General features: G+C 57.9%; 10 protein-coding genes and 1 pseudogene. 3 read left to right on the top strand and 8 right to left on the bottom strand.

Annotated features, from left to right (window positions below):
* Window positions 1-46 precede the first annotated feature (46 nt).
* The 3 genes and pseudogenes from PSH64_RS07275 to PSH64_RS07265 form a co-directional block, all read right to left on the bottom strand.
* A pseudogene (locus PSH64_RS07275) lies at window positions 47-1,244 on the bottom strand (IS4 family transposase).
* A gap of 244 nt (window positions 1,245-1,488) precedes the next feature.
* Entirely contained in the window at window positions 1,489-1,743 is a 255-nt protein-coding gene (locus PSH64_RS07270; RefSeq protein WP_305480357.1) for a hypothetical protein, read from the bottom strand.
* Window positions 1,740-14,330 (bottom strand): hemagglutinin repeat-containing protein, encoded by a 12,591-nt coding sequence (locus PSH64_RS07265; RefSeq protein ID WP_305480356.1) that lies wholly within the window; start codon window positions 14,328-14,330, stop codon window positions 1,740-1,742. Before PSH64_RS07265 ends, PSH64_RS07270 begins: the two co-directional genes overlap by 4 nt.
* Before the next feature lie 380 nt (window positions 14,331-14,710).
* Here PSH64_RS07265 and PSH64_RS07260 point away from each other — a divergent pair, with 380 nt between their 5' ends.
* The gene (locus PSH64_RS07260) at window positions 14,711-14,989 is read left to right on the top strand and encodes a hypothetical protein (RefSeq protein ID WP_305480355.1); all 279 of its coding nucleotides are present in this window, start codon (window positions 14,711-14,713) and stop codon (window positions 14,987-14,989) included.
* A 68-nt stretch (window positions 14,990-15,057) separates the two neighbouring features.
* On the opposite strand, the gene PSH64_RS07255 is transcribed toward PSH64_RS07260, so the two are convergent.
* The gene (locus PSH64_RS07255; protein WP_019580783.1) at window positions 15,058-16,404 is read right to left on the bottom strand and encodes a DEAD/DEAH box helicase; all 1,347 of its coding nucleotides are present in this window, start codon (window positions 16,402-16,404) and stop codon (window positions 15,058-15,060) included.
* A gap of 193 nt (window positions 16,405-16,597) precedes the next feature.
* Between PSH64_RS07255 and PSH64_RS07250 the strand changes: the two genes are divergently transcribed.
* Window positions 16,598-17,896 (top strand): mechanosensitive ion channel family protein, encoded by a 1,299-nt coding sequence (locus PSH64_RS07250; protein WP_105339930.1) that lies wholly within the window; start codon window positions 16,598-16,600, stop codon window positions 17,894-17,896.
* A 113-nt stretch (window positions 17,897-18,009) separates the two neighbouring features.
* Here the strand turns inward: PSH64_RS07250 and PSH64_RS07245 are convergent, their stop codons facing one another.
* Window positions 18,010-18,654, bottom strand: coding sequence for a hydrolase (locus tag PSH64_RS07245; protein ID WP_007934054.1), 645 nt, complete (start codon window positions 18,652-18,654; stop codon window positions 18,010-18,012).
* A 157-nt stretch (window positions 18,655-18,811) separates the two neighbouring features.
* On the opposite strand from PSH64_RS07245, the gene PSH64_RS07240 reads away from it, so the two are divergent.
* Window positions 18,812-19,699: a LysR family transcriptional regulator gene (locus tag PSH64_RS07240; protein WP_026331831.1), complete on the top strand. Its 888-nt coding sequence runs from the start codon at window positions 18,812-18,814 to the stop codon at window positions 19,697-19,699.
* A 6-nt stretch (window positions 19,700-19,705) separates the two neighbouring features.
* On the opposite strand, the gene PSH64_RS07235 is transcribed toward PSH64_RS07240, so the two are convergent.
* The 3 genes from PSH64_RS07235 to PSH64_RS07225 form a co-directional block, all read right to left on the bottom strand.
* Window positions 19,706-20,572 carry a carboxylate/amino acid/amine transporter gene (locus tag PSH64_RS07235; protein WP_105339931.1) on the bottom strand — a complete coding sequence of 289 codons (867 nt, stop codon included), beginning with the start codon at window positions 20,570-20,572 and terminating at the stop codon, window positions 19,706-19,708.
* Between the two features lie 341 nt (window positions 20,573-20,913).
* Window positions 20,914-21,513 carry an FMN-dependent NADH-azoreductase gene (locus tag PSH64_RS07230; protein WP_105339932.1) on the bottom strand — a complete coding sequence of 200 codons (600 nt, stop codon included), beginning with the start codon at window positions 21,511-21,513 and terminating at the stop codon, window positions 20,914-20,916.
* 229 nt (window positions 21,514-21,742) lie between these two features.
* Window positions 21,743-22,072 carry a 3-phosphoglycerate kinase gene (locus PSH64_RS07225; RefSeq protein ID WP_105339933.1) on the bottom strand — a complete coding sequence of 110 codons (330 nt, stop codon included), beginning with the start codon at window positions 22,070-22,072 and terminating at the stop codon, window positions 21,743-21,745.
* Between the last annotated feature and the right edge of the window lie 39 nt (window positions 22,073-22,111).

The raw sequence follows: 22,111 nt of genomic DNA, 5'->3' as shown, positions 1-22,111 counted from the left end.
CCATCATTCGGAAAACGGGGACAGACCCTGAGGGATCCCCACAAATCTACCCCAGCGCCTGCGCCTGCGCCTGTTGATGTACCTCGGCTCGCAATGCGTGCTCAAGTCTCTCCAAGGTTTTTCGAGAGTTCGAGCCGCGTCCGCTACGCCAGTATTCCAAACCCAGCCGCCACAGCGACAACACCCGTCGGCGTTTAAGGCTATTGCTTTGAAAGCGATGTTCATGACCCGCTTCACGGGCCTGCAACCCCGTTAAACAAATGATGTAGTTAGCCAAAGCTGAGATCAGTAAAGCACTTCGATTCGGTGCGGGCAGTGACTCCGATGGCGAGCCACGCCAACTCCAAAGTGCTCGTTTTTTACATCCCTGAAGCCTTCTTCTATCTGCATACGCTGCTTGTAAATGGCCACGATTCTCGATGGATTCCATTGATCCTCCGGCAGGTTGCTGGCCAATAACCAAGGCTCTCGTTCACGATTAGCCGATTGTCTGCTGAGTTTTTTTTAGCGATTGAACCGGTGACACGCTGGTGTTTACGACCCTTTGCCGAATGCCTGACGCAGTACAAATGGATGAAGTGCGGAGCGCTTTGGGTCATCTCGATCTGACCCAGTGATTTCGGTGAGGACGACGCCAGAGCGTAGAGGTTTTTAACCGGCAGCCAAGTGTGTGCGTCGTTGCGGTAAAGGTCCCGGTTACGCACTCGCCCCACGTAATACCAACCTTTCGCCTCGACGGCTTTGATCCATGGCCGGCGAAAACCCGCATCAGCGACAAGGATCGGAACGCAGTCTTTGGGGAGCATTTCGGCCAAGGTTTGCAACAACCGTTTTTGATATTTCGGACAACCCTCGCGTTCATGAACACTCTCGTAAATGGGGAACGAACGTCCTGCCAAAGGAATGACAGCGCGCAACAAAAAGAACTCTCCAGCCGCATCGATCGGCGACCAATCGACCAGGATCAACGGATGTCTCAGCGACCCCAGCAAGGCTCGCAACATGACCCAGTAAAACAGCGAGCGCTCGGTTTGCAGATGCCGATTACCCAGCAACCGATCTACTCGTTTGATGGCGTGTTTGGGGTAAGCCTTGCCTGACATGAATCGACCAAGCCCCGTCAGAGTGAGCCGACGTCCTTGGAGTAATGCGCTGACACAACACATCAATGTTTTCAGACGACGAGAATGGACAGTGGGAAGTGCTTGAGCGAGCGCGCTGTGTAAGAATCGGATGGCCTGCATGGGTTCGGGATCTTGTTTTTGTGTGGTGCAATACAAGCTGCCGCCCCATGCAGGTCTCTACAATTCCCAACTTCTTGATTTCTCGTAGGAAAAAGCGGGGATTTCTCAGGGGCAGACCACATTTGAATCGAAAGAACACCGCCTCTACTCTCAAGAAAACGTGATATGTACTTATTTATCTATACCAGCAACAAATAAATCCGCCGCCTATTTCCTCCGATTTTCGCTCTAGCTAGCTTCCATGCTAGACTTTCCGCTTCCTTTTAACCTCTTCAATTTTTGAAAAAATCCAAACACCCGCGCCCCCCCATACACCGTAAACAAGAGCAAACCTCAACGAAACCAGAAAATCATTCCCACCAAAGATCCAAACACCATGCTTTAAATAATTAATCGTCGCCCCTATAAGCCCTCCACACAACCCCACCACATAAAATAACGCTACAGCATATATAACCAGTATAAAAAACAGATACACCCCAACCTTCTTCGGCTTCATTTTTTATCACCCAACGACTTAACCTTATCCCCTATTACTTCTGACATGCCTGACCCTGCCATATTTCCAAAAACATCAGCAGCAGTTTTACCCACAAGCGGCTTTAGCTGTTCAGATATAATCGGCCCGCCTTTAAACCCTACAGTAGTTCCCACAGCAGTCCCCAGTAATGAATAAGTAGGATCCTCTCCTTTTACCACACTTCCTGCATATGAGCCGCTCAAGCCTACACCTTGTGTCACAACAAACCCTTTACCCTGTGTCAACCCACCTACAACCGCAGCAATGAAAGCATCGGTGTAGCTGAAAGGTTCCCCTGTTGTCAGTTGGTAGCTAGCGTTCGCCCCTCCCGAAATAGCCGCGCCCAAAGCCATTGCTGCAACGCCCGCCGAAAGTTCTGTTGCGCTCAGGGGGCCTGCAATCATTACTACCCAAGCCTGAATAAGTGCGTTGGCTGGTCTTGGTCCCTCAAATCCTACCCCTTCCCTTTGAGCCTTCAGCGCATCGGCAATCTCTTGCTCTGAATACCCATGAGTAACCCCATATTCAGCAAGTGACGTTGCGGCTTGGCTAAAGGCCACTGTTCCAGGAGGAAAGGAAAACATGTCATTGTTTTCGGCGGCATTTTTCCCGACCTGAGCAGCAGCTATAGCGGACGCGCTATTGCCACCAATGACGCCCCCGGTAATACCGCTGGCCAATGTCACTAACGCGGAAATGGTCTGCTTTTGACTTTCACTCAGTTCCTTCACATCTGTAGTGCCGTACAACGCCAGCATAATGGCTTCGGTACTGCCCGCAGCAAGAGCTGCACCCGCTGCACCAGCCGCCGCATTGCCTCCCTGCACACTCGCGGTTAGCGCGCCCAATACAGCGTGAGCCATAATTCGCGCTTCCTCGTTGCCCTTGGTCATTTGTTTGATGGTTTCAGCCAGATAGGGCGCGGAAGCCCCGACCAATGCCTGGGCGATATTGCCGCCCGCCAACCCTTGAACGGCGGCAGTTACGGCTTGCGCCGCCTGCTGCAAACTACCACCCGTCCCATAGATGGTCATCGTCGTTTGGTAAGCTTTGGTAGCCTGCAACACTGCTATGTATTTCTGGCGATCTTCGTACGAAGCATTGGGGTCGGCACCTGGCATATTTCTCTGATCAGGCGTCAGCTCTGCCACAGCAGCTTTGCTCGCCTCAATCATCCCTTGAGTCCGGACGATATCCATCGTCTGGTTGCCAATCTCACCGATCAGTTGGGCTTGTTGCAGGCGTTGCTGCTCTTTCTCCTTATTGAAAATTGGGCTCAATGCGTTATTGGCATTTTCAACATCCCGACTGAGTGTCGAAACATCTTGCTGCTGATTATTCTTATCGCGAATAACCAGCGCTCCCCCAGAAATTGCCGAATGGGTAGTGCTGCTATCGTGACCGCTGTTGTTCGCCCCTACGAGCAACATGCTACCCATGTTGCCTATGAACTGTTCGCCCATACTGCCGTTGCTACTGGCACTGACACTTTGATGCTGGCTACTGAAGTCAGCCTTGTTACCGATATCGGTCCATCCCAGAGTCCCAGTGCTCAATGTGTTCTTGTCGGTGGTGGCGGTACTGGCGATCACACTGCCATTGAGTTGAGTGTGCTCGCCGACGTTAATTTGATAGCCCCCCTTCCCGGCGAATAAGCCGCTCTGTTCCTGAACGCTGTCAAAGTTTGATTTTATTTTGTCCTGGCTAACGCTTAAGGAACCGCTTGCGGTCATGGAGCCGAACGTAAAGCTAGCTCCACCGCTGACATTGGTTTGCTTGGAGTCATAGCGGTCCGTATCCTGCAAACTGGTCACGGTCAGATTGCGGCCCACATCGGCTACCACCTGCAGGGCATTGGCCTGCGCCCCGATCAGGTTTGTATCGCGTCCGCTGCCGATCTTGAGGTTGTTGCCCGCATCAAGGGTGGTTTCAGTCCAGGTCGTACCGTTACCGGTTTCCTTGCCTGCACCTTTGTTACCGCTGGCGAAAATACTCAAACCTGCACCGCTTGACCCCACTCCGAGACTAATACCTACTGCACCTCCGCCACTCTTGTTTGACCCATCGACTTTTTGCGTATTAGCGGCAGCAAGCAAATTGATGTCTCGGTTGGCCGCAATCACCATGTCATTGCCTGCCTGCAATTTGCTGCCTTGAATGGTGATATCACCATCCTCGAAACCGGCTTTACCGCTACCCGTTGCCACGATGCGAAGATTGTTGCCTGCTGTAAGCCCACTGCCTTGGCTGACGCTTTGTTCCTGAGTCTGTGTTGAACTGGACTTTTGAGTGCCGAGAGACAGGCTAATTCCCACAAAGCTGCCTGCCTCTGCCCCTGAGTTAAGCGCTTGTGCGGCCTGATAGGCTTGATACCCCGAGAGCCCAGCTTTGACCCCCTGAAGCGCTGCCAAGCGTGTGTCATCTTCATGTCTGGCCGTTTGTGCAGTTTGGTACGCTGTATTGACGGCTTCGCCCACAACGCCCGACAACGCCAGTGTCAAACCACTTTTCTTGCTCTCTTGAGTCTGCTGGGTGGAACTCTGATTCTGTGCGGCAAGGATGCTGACGTTTTGTCCCGCCAGGTTGATGTCGCCACCGGCAATGGCGTCGGATGCCTGTATCGTCAGGTTTTTACCCGCGATGATATTTACATCCCCCAGCACACTCCCCACCGTACTGCCTTTCTGAGTCTCGCTATGTGTGGATTGCGTGAACGCATTCTTGGAGGAACCGAGGGTGACACCGATGCCGCCCGAACTCATCAGGCCAGATTTTTTGGTCGATTGGCTATGGTCTGCGTTGAAGCTTTCCGTGTCACTTTCAATACGTACGTCGTTGCGAGCCTGCAGGGTGGTTTGATTGGTCGATACCACGTTGCTGGCGGAGATGAGCAGGTCATGTCCAGCCTGAATTAATGTGGTATCACCACCGAGCGTCGAACCTGTCAGCCATGTGCTGCTCGACGAGTCACTGCTCGCTTTGCTGGTGCTGGAGAAACCGAAACCACCGGTTTTCGATTTAGCCGAGGAGCTGAACTCACTGTTCTGGGCCGCAGTAAGATTAACGTCATTACCTGCCATAACCCTCAATTCGGCGTCATCGCTGTTAACCTTCGATCCTTCGATATTGATGTCATGCAACGCCACTAATGTCGCTTTGCCTTTGGACTGTATGGCCGAGGAAACCGCTTCTTCACCTCCGTTCGCGGTCATCGTCGAACTCTTCTTGCCCATAGAACCTTTCTTGGTCTTGGAGTAATAGGAGTAATCCGTGTTTGCAGCCGTCTCCAGGTTCAAGTCATTACCAGCGTAGACATAGGCCTCATCCCCCGCACTCACCCGGCTGGCAATCAGGTCCAGATCCTTGCCCGCACTGAGGGTAATGTTGCCCCCCGCATTGACTGTGGTAGACACCTGCCTGACATGGTCTTCCCGGCTGGTGATTTTTTTGTTTTGACTAAAGGAATGCTGTTCATCCGCAGCCGAGGCCAGTGTCAGATCTCCGACGGCGCTCATGTTTATGTCGCGTTTGGCGTCGATTTGGCTGGCGATAGCGGTGATGTCACGACCTGCATTGATCTTCAGGCTCTGCCCCACATCAACGCTTGAGCCATATTGGGTGATGGTCTGCTCGCGGTTCACGCCACGTTCATGGCTGACGACCTGCTCGGCGGAGGTAATGTTGACGTCACGACCGGCGTTGATCGTGGTGTCATTAGCACTTTTCAGGACCCCGCCGACGTTATTGAAATCGCGCCCGGCGTTGATCGTCAGCGTGTTGGCTGCCTCGATCCGGGCGGCGCTGTCGACGACATCGGTGTGGGATCGGCTGTTACCGTTACGGCTGTCGCCGCCGGTGACGGTACGTTCGTTGATCACGTCGCCCCGAGTGGCGGTGAGCGTAACGTCACGACCAGCGATGATGCCGCCGGCCTTGTTAACTATGTTGTTGCCGGCTTTCAGGTCGAGGCGATTGCCAGCCTCCACCAGACCACTGTTAACCAGATCGTTGCCGGCATTGGCGGACAGGTTATTGCTCGCACGCAATGTGCCGGAGTTATTCAGGTCCTTGCCGGCGATCAGTGTGACGTCCGAGCCCTGAATTAACGCGCCGTTGGGTGCCAGACGGTTGTTGGCATTGGCCAGATACAGCACCGGTACCAGTACTTGCTCACCGTTCACCACGACATTTTCCATCCAGACGATGTCATGGGTCAGGGCGGCGACTTGTTCGGAGGTCAGGCTGACGCCCAACGACAGGTTGAGCTCTGTTTTGCTGGCGACGGCATTGTTCATCAGGTATTTGAACAAGCCTTCGTCGCTGGTCTGACCATCGATAAATCGCTGACCGGTACGCGCCACTACCGCTTGCTGGATCAGGCGTTGTTCATAAAGGCCATCGCCCAGACGCTTGGCACTTTGGTCGGGGTCGTAACCCAGGTTCGACAACAGGTAATCCGAGCTCATGAATTGCTTGAGGTCGGTGAGTACCGGGTTGGTTTCGATCAGGTATTTCTGCGGTTTGGACTGGCCGCTGCTGGCCGGCAACCCTTGGACACGATTGACGGTAAAGGCTGTGGAACGACCGGGCAGTGTCGAGCCGGTTGAATTGGCAGCCGGCGTGCTGACGTTGATCGCGCTGGCGCCGACGCCCACGTTCGACGCCACATAATCAACGGGCTTCAGGTCAACGCTGCTGGCGGAGGCCTGAGTGTTGCTGACCGGTAGAATGTTCCGTGGCTGGACGTTGGACACCGCTTGCTCACGCTGGGTGGTGCTGACGCTGCCGCCGCCCATGGTCCAGCTCTGCGGACCGCTGGCCACTGGCGTGCTGCTGTCTTGGCCGCTAAGGCGGAACAGGCCGTTCTGGTCGGTCGGCAGGCTGAAGCCTGGCAGCGACACCGGGTTCACTTGCTGCTGCGCAAGGTCGGGGGGCAGTTGCTGATTGATGTTAATGACAGTCGGTGTATTGCCATTGGTCTGAGTCGAACCCAGACGCGAACCATTGGGGTTCAGCGCCACGCCTTCACGCACCACGCTGTTAGTCAGGTCCTGCGTAGCATTGATGGTCACTTGTCCGCCGGCCTGAACCACGGCATTCGCGTACGTTGACGGGCTCTGGTAGGTAATCACCTCATCGAAAAATTGAGCGTTTTTGACCGCGTCTGGAGCGGCGGTGCGAACCCCATCGCTGTAGTGTGCTGGGGCAAGATTGTTAGGAGCTTCATCAACATGAACTATGCCAAAGGAGGTGTAGGGATTATCCCCGCGACCTCCGGACTTCGACAGTATCGTGAACATGGACTCGACATTGGAAGCGCTCCAAGCATGCAAGCTGGGACGCTGGTATTGATTGTAGTAAGCGGGATCATTGGCGGCGTCGTAGTTCATCACCGCCTCCCAGAAAGCCATATTCTGATTCGCGTTGTGGGGTAAGTTGAATGAACGCCGCACGCTGTAATCGCCTACAGACGCGCCTCGGTTGGTGAACGACTGCAGGTTCAGGGTCAAGTCGCCACCGGCGCTAACCGTCGACGCCTGATTGAGAAACTCTCCTCCGTTGGCCAGAAAGTTTCTCCCGGCCGTCATACTGGCCGATGCAGAATCCTGAACGATCTGAGACGAATAGTTTTCCACCCAGACCATGTAACCGTCTTCCCGATAACCAATGTATGGAGCGAACGCTGCACAGCTGTAACACTGCACCCCGATGTAACCCGAAACCAATCCCCCAGTAGCCTGGAACACATCCTTGCGGTTCTCGATATGGTCAACGTTCAGGGTTATGTCCTGAGCACTTTCCAGTGTTGCCGAGATGTTGGAAAACGACTGGCTGCGACCGCCATTGTCATCCCTGGCGAGATTGATGCTGCCCAGGCTGTACACATCGGCATAGCGGTTGGTGAACGTGTTGGCCCTCAGCGCCATGTCTTTGCCACTGAAGATCAGGCCATTCTGGTTCAACAGAGTGGCAGCCTTAAGTCGCACATTTTCGCTGCCACCGAGAGTCCCGAAGTTGTTCAGGTTTGTTGCCGTAACGTCCAGATCGCCCACGGAGCTCACACGTCCGTAGTTGTTCAGGGTGCCCGCGGACAGGGTGGTTTTGGCCCCCCCGGTGATTTTACTGTTGGTCACCAGGTCGATCTGGCTGGCGCTCAGATTCATGTTTCCCTGGCTGCTCAGTCGGCCATTGCCACCGTAGTTGCCGCCCAAGGTCAGCTTCATGCTGCCATCACTGGCAATCAGGCCATCGTTGTACCAATTGCCACCGGTACCGACGAGGCTGTCCGAGGCCAGCAGTTGGCCGCTCGCCGTCTGGCTGAAATTGTTTACGTTGACGTTCAGGCGCCCGGCCTGGATGACGTTGCTGTTGGTCCAGCTGTCGGCGTTGAGGGTCAGGCCGCCGCGGGTGACGATGCTGCCGCCGGCACCGGTGACGTTGGCGGTGGAAATGTCGAAAGTACCGTTGCCCACGTGCAGCAGACTGCCACCACCGTTGAGGAAGCCGCCCACCGCCATGGTCAGGTCGGTGTTGGCGCTTTCCAGGGTGCCGTTGCGGTTGTCGAACAAGCCACCGATCTGGAAGTTGGTTTTGCCTTTGTCGCCGAGGGCGCGCAGTTGGCCGGTCTGGTTGTCGAGGCTGGCGGCCTTGATCGACAGGGTGCTGTCGCTCTCGATGATGCCCAGTCGGTTGTTCAGGGCGCCGCTGAGATTGAGATCAATCTGTTCACCGGCGATCTGGCCGTCATTGTCGCCGCTGTTGTCAAAGTTGTTGCCGGTGACGCTGACCTTACCTTTGGCATAGAGGCCGCCATTGCGGTTGTCGAAGTTGCCGGTGACGACAGTCGCGTCGCCGCCTTGCGCAGCGATACGCCCGCCGTAGTTATCGATGCCGGCCAGGGCCGTCAGGTTCAGGCGTTGGGCCTGGGTGACGCCGCTGCGGCGGTTGTTGTTCAGGTCATAGCCGTTTTTCAGCACACCGGTCAGGTTGGCCGTGAACGCGGCTTGCAGACTGGCGAGCACGCCGCCGCGGTTATCGAGGTTGCCGGCCTTGATCGACAGGTCGCCGTCCTTGGCCACAATGCGGCCGCTCTGGTTGTCGATATCGCCGCCGATGGTGAGGTTCAAAGCCCCTTGGCTTTGCAGAGTGCCCTTGGCGTTGACGAGGCTGGCGGCCTGGACTTGCAGGTCGCCATTCTGGCTGTAGATCTGGCCATCGGCGCTGTTCTGCAGCGTACCGCCCGTGGTGATGGTCAGTTGATCATTGGCCGCGATGGTGCCGAGATTGCGGTTGTCCAGGCCACCAGTGAGCAGCGTCATCAAGTCTTGACTGGCGATTTGACCGCCCTGGTTATTGATTTGCGTGGCGCGTTGCACCAGCAGTGGGCCGGCGCTGGCCAGTTTGCCGTTGGTGTTGGTCAGGGCGCCGAGCAGGTCGAGGGTCACGGCACCGTTGCCGATCAGATTGCCGCCGGTGTTATCCAGTGCGGTGCCGGTGAAACTGAGGTCCTGTTTTGCGTTAACGGTGCCGCCGGCATTCCCTAGGGTCATCGCCTGCATGGTCAGGGTCGCGCCGCTGTCGATCAAGCCGCCCTGGGCGTTGTTCAGCAGACCGCTGAGGGTCAGGGTCTGATTGCCGCCGCTGGACAGAATGCCACCGTTGCTGTTGTCCAGGCTCGACGCGTTGACGCTCAGGGTTTTCTGGCTGACCAGCGCACCTTCGCCGCTGTTGAGAATGGCACCGCTGACGGTGACGGCCACATCACTGTCATGGCTCGACAGCGTGCCTTTGTTGCGGTTGTCCAGGCTGTTGCTGGTGAGGCTCAGGCCCTGCCAGCCGGAGATCAGACCGCCCTGGTTGAGTACCGTGTCGGCGTTGACCGTCAGCAGGTTATTGCTGATCAATTTGCCGTTGTTGTTATTATCCAGTGCGCGGGCCGTCAGATCGAGGCTCTGGCTGCTGGAGATTTCGCCGCTCCGATTGTTCAGGTCACGCAGGTGCTTGAGGCTCAGCAAACCCGTGGTGGTGATCAGGCCGGCACCGTTGTTCAGGTCGCCGGTGGCCGCCCCGAAGTCGATCGCGATGGCGCTGCCCAGCAAAGAACCGTTCTGATTGTTGAGGCCGCTGCTGTTGACTGTCAGACCGGTGGTGGCGTTGATCAGCCCCTGGTTCTGGTTCGTCAGCAGCCCGTCGAGGTTCAGGTCGAGGTTGGCGCGGCTGGTCAGCGTGCCGCCGCTGTTGTCCAGGCTGGCGGCTTTGACGTCGAGTGCTGCGGCGGCGATCAGGCCTTTGAGGTTGGTCAGCGCCTGATCGATGCGCAGGGTCAGGGGCTGATTGCTCAGCAGTTTGCCGTTGCTGTTGTCCAGGCTGCGAGCAGCGATGGTGAAAGCCTCGGCGCTGGAGATTTCGCCGCCGTTGTTATGAACGTCGGTGAGGTTTTTGAGCATCAACAACGGCGCGCTGATCAGGCCATTCTGGTTGTTCAGCTGACCCTGATTCAGATCCAGCGTCAGGGATGTGTTGCTGAACAGTTGCCCGCCTTGCTGATCCAGGCCGGTGACGCTGGCCGTCAGGGCACCGACACTGGCGATGCGGCCGCCATCCTGGTTGGTCAGTTGAGCGGTGGTCAGGTCCAAGCCGGCACCGCTGTTCAAGCGACCGGTGTGGCTGTTATCCAGCGCACCGGTATTGACGATCACCGCGTCTTTGCCACTGATGCTGCCGTTATTGCGGTTGTCGAGGCTGGCACTTTTGAGTGTGATGCCAGCATCCGTGACGATCTCGCCACCCTGGTTGAGCACAGCGCCGGTGGTGGTCAACGTCAGCGGCCCTGCCGCGGAAACGCTGCCCAAGGTGTTGGTCAAGCTCGCGGCCGTGACCCCGAGTGTGCCTTCAGCGCTGAGCAAGCCTTGGCTGTTATTGAGATCACCCTTGAGATCGAGCTTCAGGTTTTTCTGACTCAACAGCGAGCCGCCACTGTTGTCGAGATTGCGTCCGGTCAATGTCAGGTCGGCCTTGCCCGAGAGCAGACCTTTGGCGCGGTTGATGATGTTTTCGACTGTCAGGGACAGTGCGCCTTCAGCGAATACCTGGCCGCCATCGCTGTTGTCCAGACGGTTGCCGATCAGGGTGACATCTGACTTGCTCGACAACTCACCACCGCGGTTATCGACCGATTCGACGTTCAGTTGCAGCCCGTTGGTTGCGCCGATAAGGCCGCCAAACCGGTTATCGAGGTTGATCCCCGTCAGGGTGAGCCCACCGGTTGCGATCAACTGACCGCCCTGATTGTTCAGGGTCGCAACGTTGGCCGTGACATCGGTTTTACCGGCGATCTGGCCACGGGTGTTGTCCAGGCTGTCGGCGCTAAGGTGCACATCACCGTCAGCGATGAACGTGCCATCCTGATTGACGATCTGACCGTCCACCGTCACGCCGAGGGTGCCATGACTGCTGATCAAGCCGCCGGTGTTGTCCAGGCGCGCGCTGTGCACCTCCAGGGTCTGTGCGGAAATCAGGCCCTTGATGCTGGCAAGCAGTTGATCGATGTGCAGCGTCAAACCCTGATTACTGATCAGCTTGCCGTTACTGTTATCCAGATTCTGGGCGGCCAGTGTGAAGGCCTGGGCGCTGGAGATTTCACCGTTCCGGTTGTTGACGTCCTTGAGATTTTTCAACATCAGCAACGGTGCATTGATCAGCCCGTTCTGGTTGTTCAGTTGGCCGTGATTCAAGTCCAGGCTCAGGACGGTTTTGCTGAACAGCTGACCGCCCTGCTGATCGAAACCGGTGACACTGGCGGTCAGGGCCTTATCGCTGGCGATTCGGCTGGCAACGCCATTACTGACCTGGGTCGCGGTCAGGTCGAGCGTATCGCCGCTGATCAATTGACCGCCCTGAGTGTTGTCGAACGTACCCGTGGTGACGGCGGTCGCGCTCTTGCCACTGATCAGGCCGTTCTGGCTGTTATTCAGGCTTTGGCTGTTGAGGGTCAAGCCGCTGTCGGTGGTGATCGACCCGCCCTGATTGTTCAGCACTCCTGTCGTCGTCAGCGCCAACGCGCCGGCGCTCGACACGCTGCCACGGGTGCTGTCGAGGCTCGCCGCATTGACCGTCAGGGTGCCTTCACTGCTGATCAGGCCTTCGATGTTGCTTAGCGCGTTGTCGAGGCGGATATCCAGCCCAAGCTGAGTGACCAGGCTGCCACCGCTGTTGTCCAGGCTCTGCCCCGTCACCGTCGTGGCGCCCTTGCCGAACAACAGCCCCTTGGTCTGGTTGATGATCTGCGCCACTTTCAGGCCCAGCTCGGTGCCAGCCAGAATCTTGCCGTTGTCACTGTTGTTCAGGCTTTGGCCTTCAATGGCCACATCAACGGTGCTAGAGATTTCGCCGCCGCGGTTGTCCACCTCATCGACATTGAGTTTCAGCGCTTTTGTCGCGCCTACCAGTCCGCCGTTGCGGTTATCGAGTCCGTTGCCATTGAGGCTCAACGTTCCTTGAGCGACAAGCTCGCCGCCCTGGTTGGTGAATTGCGCAACCTTGGCCGTCAGATCGGTTGTGCCGGAGATACGACCGCCGCTGTTGTCGACGCTGGCCGCCTCCAGTTGCACCGCCCCCGCCGCGCTGAGCAAGCCGCCGCGGTTATCCAGATGAGTGCCATTGAAGTTGATGGCGGCCTGGCTGTTGAGCAGACCTTGCTGGCGGTTATCGAGTTGTCCGACGGTCAGTTGCAGGTCTTTGCCAGCGCGTACTTTGCCGGTGCGGTTATCCAGCGAATCGCTGCGCAGGGTCAGGCGATCCTTGCCGGTCAGGCTGCCATTGCGGTTGTCGAAGCTGCCGGTTTGCAGGTCGACCACGCCTTTGGCACTCAGGTCGCCGTTCTGGTTGTCGAACAGGCCATTGATGCGTGCGGTGAAACTGCCATCGCTCACCAAGCTGCCGTCATGACTGTTATCCAGGCTGGCGGCGCTGATGCTCACACTCTGGCCGGAACCCAACACGCCGTTCTGGTTATTCAGGGCTCCGATCAAGCCGATGTTCAGGGCAACGTCACCCGTTACCTGGCCGTCACTGTTGTCCAGCGTTGTGGCGGTGAGGGTGGTGTTGCCAGCGCTGGAAACTTCACCATCGTGGTTGTTCAGGTGGCCGAGAGTGGCCGTGAGGTTGCCATTGCTGGTAATGACACCCTGGGTGTTGAGGACCTGCGTGGCTTTCAGCTCCAGAGCGCCGCTGCCCAATACTCGGCCCTTGTTCTGGTTATCCAGCGTAGTAGCAGTGATGCTGGTTTTTTTCTGCCCGCTTAAAGTGCCGCCCTGGTTATTCAACGTCTGCGCGGTATTGACCGTCAGGTTACGGCTGGCCACCACGCTCTTGCCGGTGTTGGTGAAGTTCTGCGCATTCAGGTTCACATCGCCATTGGCATTACGACTGGTATCGGCGTTGACCCCGGCTTCGATGATGCCGTTGTTGGTCAATACACCACTGGCCGTCAGCGCGATGCTGTCCCGGGCGGCGAGGGTTTGCTGGTTGGTCAGGTTGCCTTGGGTTTGCACGTTGACGGCGGTGCCGGCGTAGACCGGGCCACGCGCATCGAGGCTGGCGGCTTTGACATTGACGGCGCCTGCGGCCGAGGTTTGCGCCAGGCTGAGATGGCCGTTGGCGTCGAGCTGGATATCACCACCGCTGGCGGCCAGGTTGCCATCGAGTTTCACCCCGACCCCGGCCTCGGTGCCCACCAGTTTGATCGCTCCGGCGTACATGCCGCCCAAGGCCGAGGAGTCGATCGCCAGTTGCGGTTTGGCACTGCCGTCATCGGCACGGGCAGTGGCGTTGAGGCTGTCGGCGTTGACGTCGTTGCGACCGGCAACGATGGTCAGGTTCTTCGCCTGAATCTCGGCGTTGATCTTCGCGCTGCGGGTGATGATTTCGAAGCGGTCGACGTTGTTGGCGTTCAGCCCGGCGCCGTCGATGGTGACGCTGCCCTGATCGACCTGGAAGCGATCGAGGCGTCCGTTGTCCAGCACCGGTTTGCCGGTGGTCAACGTCACGCGCGGGGTGTTGATGAAGCCGCAGCCGTTGCAGCTGATGCCGTAGGGGTTGGCCACGATGACCCGCGCCGACTGCCCCGCCACTTCGGTGTAGCCGCGCAACTGGCTGGGGCTGCCGCCGACCACTTCGTTGAGGATGGTTTGCGCCGCGACCCCGCTGGTCAGGTTCGGGTTGCCGACAATGATCCCGCCCAACTGCGTGGCGCCGGTCTGATTGGCGACGTTGTTGAGGATGACGCCCTGGGTGCCGACGTTGTAATCGTGGAACTGGTTATGCGACAGACCCGTGCCGTTGGGGGTGGCGATCTGGATGATCGGCACGCCATTGCCGGCCTGCCCGAGACTGGTGCCGGGCGTGGCCACCACAATCCCGTCCGCCTGGGCCCACATCGGCTGCCAGAACATGACGTTGGCCAGCAGGAACGCCAGCCCGCGCTTGGGCATGCCCCAGAAGTGCTCGCGGTTTTTTACCGCAGCAGAGGGCTGGCCAGCGAGGAAGGCGTAGTGGCGAACGTCCATGTCAAAAGATCTCGTTGCGAACGGTAAGAATGGAATGTGCAAATCACAGACAAAGCCGTCCCGACTCGGCAGACATGGGGCGCTTGCAGAGCGAATACGTCATAAAGGGGGAGGTGCGCGCCTGGGTCAGAAGGTCCAGAGCGTGGCGTAAACGACCATTGCATCAGCGTGCGGATGGTCTGTTCGATCCCTCGAAACGGCAAAGTGATATCAAAGTAATGGCGCGATGTTAAGTTGCCATCATTCTGGCGTCAATAAGCCGTTCAGGATGTTTTTTGCGAAGGCTCTGGCTCGCGGGTTTTGATTCATTGCCTGAACTTTCTGGAGCGAGGAACCCTCAACTCAATAACGCCGTGACATCGATAAAAGAGGCCCTGCTCATGAAAACCATCCTGCTGAAACTGACCCTCGCCGCCACCCTCGCCTGCGCCCTCCCCGTTTGGGCCTGCCCTCCCGAGGAAGCCACCGCCAAGCGTGAACAACTGGCCAAGGAAGTCGCCAAAATCACTGAGCAGAATCCGGCCAAGGCCAAGGAGATCAATGACGAGTTGCAGAAGATGGACCTGGAGACGGCCAGCAAGGATTTGCCGGACAAGTGCCAGTTGATCGATCAGCGTTTGAAGGAGTTGGAATCGGCGAAGAACAAAGCCGGGGGTTAGACGGCAAGATCTTTTGACGAAAAAAAACCCGGACACTGTCCGGGTTTTTATTGGATCGCTACGGCGCTTTATTCAGCCGCCGGCGCTTCCGGCTTGCGGCGTTTCAAAGGCGCCATGCCGTCCTTGCTGACCAGCGACAGGGCGTCGGTCTTCGGGCGGTTGGCGATCTTGCGCTTGGTTGGGGCCTTGGCGCCGGTTTTCTTCTTGTCGCCCTTGGCGTCGACCTTTTTCTTCTTCACGCCAACGGCTTTGCCCGAGGCCTTGACCTTTTTCGGTCCGCCGTAGGTGCCTTTGACTTCCTTGATGGTGCGGCGCTCGAAGCTCTGCTTGAGGTAGCGTTCGATGCTCGACATCAGGTTCCAGTCGCCGTGGCAGATCAGCGAGATGGCCAGGCCATCGTTGCCGGCGCGGCCGGTGCGACCGATGCGGTGAACGTATTCGTCGCCGCTGCGCGGCATGTCGAAGTTGATCACCAGGTCCAGGCCGTCCACGTCCAGGCCACGGGCAGCGACGTCGGTGGCGACGAGGATTTTCACCCCGCCCTGCTTCAGGCGGTCGATGGCCAGTTTGCGGTCTTTCTGGTCCTTCTCGCCGTGCAGCACGAACGCTTTGTATTCCTGCGCCACCAGGCGGCCGTAGATACGGTCGGCCATGGCCCGGGTGTTGGTGAACACGATGGCCTTCTGGTAGGTCTCGTTGGCCAGCAGCCAGTTCACGATCTGTTCTTTGTGCTGGTTGTGGTCAGCGGTGATGATCTGCTGACGGGTGGTTTCGTTCAACTGGCTGACCGCGTTGAGCTGCAAGTGCTCGGGGTTGTTCAGGACCTTGGCGATCATCTCGCGCAGGCCCGAACCGCCGGTGGTGGCGGAGAACAGCATGGTCTGCTGACGGTTGGTGCACTCGTCCACCAGACGCTGCACATCTTCGGCAAAGCCCATGTCGAGCATGCGGTCGGCTTCGTCGAGCACCAGCACTTCGACTTCCTTGAGGTCGAGGTTGCCGGCGTTCAGTTGCTCGATCATCCGGCCCGGCGTACCGATCAGGATGTCCGGCACCTTGCGCAGCATGGCGGCCTGGACCTTGAAGTCTTCACCACCGGTGATCAAACCGGACTTGATGAAGGTGAACTGCGCGAAGCGCTCGACTTCCTTGATGGTCTGCTGGGCCAGCTCGCGGGTCGGCAGCAGGATCAGGGTCTTGATGCTGACGCGGACTTTGGCCGGGCCGATCAGGCGGTTGAGGATCGGCAAAACGAAGGCCGCGGTTTTACCGCTGCCGGTTTGCGCTGTCACCCGCAGGTCACGCCCCTGGAGCGCCAGCGGAATAGCCGCTGCTTGCACAGGCGTTGGCTCGACAAATTTAAGCTCGGCCACGGCTTTGAGCAGACGTTCGTGCAGGGCGAATTGGGAAAACACGGGTGCTACCTCGAAGAAATACAAAAAAACAGCTGCATAGGGTAACGGTTTCGAGCGCGAAGGCCGAGTTTCTTTATACAAACGGCTGCAAACAGTGGCTTTTTTGTTGCCTGATTTGTCTCAAAACGTCATCCGCAACCTCTTAAATGCTCTAATCGCCCTGTCGCGTCCAACAGAAGAACCGTTTTCACCCATGGATATCAAACAGCTCTGGCTCAACGCCCAAGACCTCTGGGGTGCCCTCGATCAGCACCCGCTCCTGCATTCCACGCTCGCGCTGATGCTGCTGCTGGTGGTGGCGCTGGTGCTCGGACGAGTGGCGCGCTACCTCATTCTTCACGCGACCAAAATACTCGGCCGCCAGCCGGCGCTGCACTGGATCAACGATTTTCGCCACAACAAGGTGTTTCATCGCCTGGCGCAAATGACGCCATCGTTGGTGATCCAGTTCGGCCTGCACCTGGTGCCGGAGTTGAGCAAGACCAGCCTGAACTTCCTCGGCAACGTGGCGCTGGCGTTCACCATTCTGTTTCTGGTGCTGGCCATCAGCGCGCTGCTCAATGCCCTGCTCGACATCTACGCCCGTACCGAACACGCCCGCACCCGCTCGATCAAGGGTTATGTGCAACTGGCGAAAATGGTGTTGTTCGTGTTTGGCGCGATCATCATCGTCGCCACGTTGATCGACCGTTCGCCGCTGTTGCTGCTGTCGGGTCTGGGCGCCATGTCGGCGGTGATTCTGTTGGTCTACAAGGACACCCTGCTGTCGTTCGTCGCCAGCGTGCAACTGACCAGCAACGACATGCTGCGGGTCGGCGACTGGATCGAGATGCCGCAAGTCGGTGCCGACGGTGACGTGGTGGACATCACCTTGCACACGGTCAAGGTGCAGAATTTCGACAAGACCATTGTGTCGATCCCGACCTGGCGCCTGATGTCCGAGTCGTTCAAGAACTGGCGTGGCATGCAACAGTCCGGCGGGCGACGGATCAAGCGCAGCCTGTTCATCGATGCCAGCGGCGTGCGGTTTATTCGCGATGATGAAGAGCAGAAACTGTCCCAGGTGCATTTGCTGACCGACTACATGAGCCGCAAGACAGCCGAGCTCAAGGCCTGGAACGAAGCCCAGGGCAACGTCGCGGCGATGGCGGCCAACCGTCGGCGGATGACCAACATCGGCACCTTCCGCGCCTATGCGCTGGCGTATCTGAAGAGTCACCCGGAGGTTCAGCAGAACATGACCTGCATGGTTCGTCAGATGCAGACGACGGCGCAGGGGATTCCGCTGGAAATCTATTGTTTCACCCGCACCACGGCGTGGGCGGATTACGAGCGGATTCAGGGGGATATTTTCGATTATCTGCTGGCGGTACTGCCAGAGTTCGGATTGAGTCTTTATCAGCAGCCGAGTGGCGGGGATTTAAGGGCCGGATTGCTTCCGGCCATGTTAGGCGCGAGCCACATTCCGGAGCCGGAAAAACACATCATGTAAACACCGCCCCCAAGGAGCGAGGCTTGCCCGCGAAGGCGGAGTGTCAGTCAACATAGTTATCGACTGATACTCCGCCTTCGCGGGCAAGCCATGCTCCTACAAGGGTAACGGTGTTATTTGACCTGACGCTGCGGCGCCTTGTGCACCATGGTGTAGGCGTAATCCACGCCCATGCCATACGCGCCGCTGTGCTCCAGCACCAGTTCCATCACCGCCTCGTAAGTGTCTTTGTGTGCCCAGTCACGCTGGTATTCCAGCAGCACTTGTTGCCAGGTGACCGGCACCGCGCCTGCCTGAATCATCCGCTGCACCGACATGTCGTGAGCTTCTTTGGTGGTGCCGCCAGACGCGTCGGTCACGATGTACACCTCGTAGCCTTCAGCCAGGGCTTCCAGCGCCGGGAAGGTCAGGCAGACTTCAGTCCAGAGCGCGGCAATGATCAGCTTCTTGCGGCCGGTGGCTTTCACCGCGTCAACCAGCGCCTTGTCTTCCCAGGAGTTCATCGAGGTGCGCTCGATCGGCTTCTGCTCTGGGTGAACAGCCAGCAACTCCGGCCAGATGAAGCCGCTGAAGCTTTCGGTTTCAACTGAGGTGTAGATCGTCGGCACGTTGAAAATCTTCGCGGCCTTCGCCAGACCCACGGTGTTGTTCTTCAGGGTCTGACGGTCGATCGACTGCACGCCGAACGCCATTTGCGGCTGGTGGTCGATCAGGATCAGGGCGGAGTTGGTTGGGTTGAGCAATTCACGGTTAGACATGGCGCGTTCCTTTTGATGTCGATTTGTTTAATGAGTATTGGGTGAGTCACTTGCCTCAAGCTGTTTGCTTGCTGGCTTGGAAGTAACTTTACGGGCTAGATAAAAAAGGGACAATTCCCTAAAATAGAGAATAATTGATTCTAAAAAAGGGACAATCGTGGATCGGATCGAATGCATGCGCGCCTTTGTCGTGACGGTTGGCGAGAACGGCTTCGCAGCTGCCGCTCGCGCGATGGACGTGCCGCGATCAAAGGTGAGTAAACAGATTCAGGCGTTGGAGGAAGCAATCGGCGTGCAATTGCTGCAGCGCACCACGCGCAGCCTGCACTTGACCGAGGCTGGCGCCGAGTATTTCGAGGCGGCGCGGGAGGTGTTGTCCGCGCTGGACGAGGCCGAGCAGCGCGCTCGAGACGGCATCGGCGAGCTACGTGGGGTGTTGCGGGTGAATGCGCCGATGTCGTTCGGCCTGCATCGCCTTGGACGGTTGATTCCGCTGTTCCATGAGCAGCATCCGAACATCGAGCTTCAACTGGTGCTCAGCGATCAACAGGTCGATCCAGTGCGTGGCGGCTTCGATGTGACGATTCGCATCGCCAGCATGCCAGACTCGACCATGATCGCCCGGCAACTGGCACCGGCACCGCGGATCATGGTGGCCTCCCCCGCCTATCTGGCGCGTGCAGGCATACCGCGGACCCCGCAAGACTTGCGCGCGCATCAATGCCTGAATTACGGGTATCTGCAAAGCGGCGTGAGCCTGCAGTTGTGCAATGGCAAGGAGACGCAACGGGTCAACGTTTCCGGCCCGTTGCACGCCAACAACGGCGACTTGCTCGCTCAGGCCGCCGAAGCCGGGATGGGCATCGCCCTGCTGCCTGATTTCATTGTGGAAGACGCGTTGGCGGCAGGCCGGCTGGTGCCGGTGCTGTGCGAGTGGCAGGCACCAGCGATTACCATCAACGCGGTTTACCCTTCCTCGCGTCGCGTACCGCAAAAGACCCGAGCGTTTATTGAGTTTCTGGTGGCGCAGTTGGCGCCGAATTAACCCGGTTTAGTGTGCAATGACGGGTTGGCGTACACCCAACCGGCTGATCCACACCGCCGCCAGAATGACCGATCCACCCAGCAACAACCGCCCCAACTCTTCATGCTGATTCCAGATCAGCAAATTGATCAGCAACCCCACCGGCACATGCAGATTATTCATCACCGCCAGCGTCCCGCCATTCACCAGGCACGCGCCCTTGTTCCACCAGTACAACCCCAATGCGGTCGAGACTAGGCCGAGGAAGAACAGCACGCCCCATTGCAGCGGCGCTTCGGGCAGGAAGTTCTGTTTGCCGAACAGCAGAAACGCCGGCAACGCCACCGCCAACGCACCGAGGTAGAAGTAACCGAAACGCCGGTAATGCGGCAGATCGCTCGGATGGCGAGCCACCAGATGTTTGTAGAGCACCTGCCCGGCGGCGTAGGTGAAGTTGGCCAGTTGCAACAACAAAAAGCCCATGAAGAAATCCGGGTTGATCCGGTCATAGCGAATCACTGCCGCGCCCGCCACCGCCACCAATGCCGCGATCAAGGCCCACGGATTGAAACGCCGGTTCAGCGCGTCTTCGATCAGGGTCACGTGCAGCGGCGTGAGAATGGTGAACAGCAACACCTCCGGTACCGTCAGCACGCGGAAGCTCAAATACAAACAGACGTAGGTCACGCCGAACTGCAAGGCGCCGATCAATAACATGCCGCGCATGAAGGCCGGTTCGACCTGACGCCAGCGCGTCAGCGGAATGAACACCAGCCCCGCCAGCAGCACCCGCACCAGCACCGCGAAGTAACTGTCGACATGTCCAGCCAGGTATTCGCCAATCAAGCTGAAGGAAAACGCCTGGATCAGTGTGACAAAAAGTAGATAGCCCATGGTCGCCTCGTTTTGAATGGCGGCGACGATAGCGGTTTTTGCCCGTTATCGCGACAGTCAGCCAACACACAAAACCCTGTGGGAGCGGGCTTGCTCGCGAATGCGGAGTGTCAGTCGACATCGATGCTGAATGTCCAACCGCCTTCGCGAGCAAGCCCGCTCCCACAGTTCCATCAGCGCCCATTAAATCCCGGACAAAAAAAAGCCCGATCTCGCTAAAGCGTTCAATCGGGCTAGAGCACTCAGGAGCAACAAGTGCAAAGGGAGGTTCGATGCGCGTGCAGCCTTGAAGGTTGCGCCAGGTCACTAGACCATCGAGCGATTATCTGGCGATTAACGGATCAGGCGACCTGGGCCAGTTTGGCGTTGGCCTGGTTCAAGCCTTTCTCCTGGAAGTCACCGCCCAGGTTCATGCCTTCGGCGTGAATGAACGTGACGTCGTGGATGCCGATGAAGCCCATGACCTGACGCAGATACGGTTCCTGGTGATCCGCAGTGCTGCCGGCGTAGATCCCGCCGCGAGCGGTCAGCACGTAGGCGCGCTTGCCGCTGAGCAAACCTTGCGGGCCGGTTTCGGTGTACTTGAACGTCACGCCGGCACGCAGCACATGGTCGAGCCAGGCTTTGAGGGTGCTCGGAATGGCGAAGTTGTACATGGGCGCTGCCATCACCAGTACGTCGGCGGCCAGCAGTTCGTCGGTCAACTGGTTGGAGCGCTCCAGGGAGGCCTGTTCGATCTCGTTGCGTTGCTCGGCAGGCTTCATCCAGCCGCCCAACAGGTTGATGTCCAGGTGCGGCACCGGGCTGACGGCCAGGTCACGGACGGTGATCTGGTCAGCCGGGTGTGCGGATTTCCATTGGCTGATGAAGGTCTGGGTCAGCTGGCGGGAAACCGAGTCTTGCTGACGGGCGCTGCTTTCGATGATCAGAACGCGGGACATGGGATGTAGCCTCCATCTGAGAATGCTGTAGGTCGATGGAGTGAAGATTAAGCGGAACTATATCGATGAAAAAGCGCAAATAACTGCTATAAAGCATCGATAAATTCGTTTATAAGCGAAGCATGCCCTGTGGGAGCGGGCTTGCTCGCGAAGAGGGCGTGTCAGTCGACAACGATGTTGCCTGATCCACCGCTTTCGCGAGCAAGCCCGCTCCCACAGGGTTGTAACGTTATTTCGGGGTGCAGGTCAGGTCGATACGCAGCTTGATGATGGTACGGGTGAACTTGGCCGTGGCATTTTTGTGCTTGCCGGCGGGTACGTCAATCTTGCGGGTGCGTGGCGCTTCCGGGCCGTTATTGAAAACCACTTTGCAGGTGACGTCGGTGTCGCCGTAGTTGTTGACCTGAATAGAGCCGATGTCCGCGTCCGTGTCGTAGGCGTTGTAGTCAATCTTCAAACCGTTGAGCTGTTTATTGACATCGATCGGGTAGGCAAACGCAGTCAGCGGCAACATCGCCAACGCTGCACAACCCGCTATCACACAACACAGTTTTTTCATTCGGCAGCCTCCAGTAAGAACTGCCAGCTTAGGACAAGA

It is taken from the genome of Pseudomonas sp. FP1742 (assembly GCF_030687145.1).
Lineage (GTDB): Bacteria > Pseudomonadota > Gammaproteobacteria > Pseudomonadales > Pseudomonadaceae > Aquipseudomonas > Aquipseudomonas frederiksbergensis_D.
The sequence above is the reverse complement of the archived record's forward strand: the minus strand, read 5'-3'. Positions and strand labels throughout refer to the sequence as shown.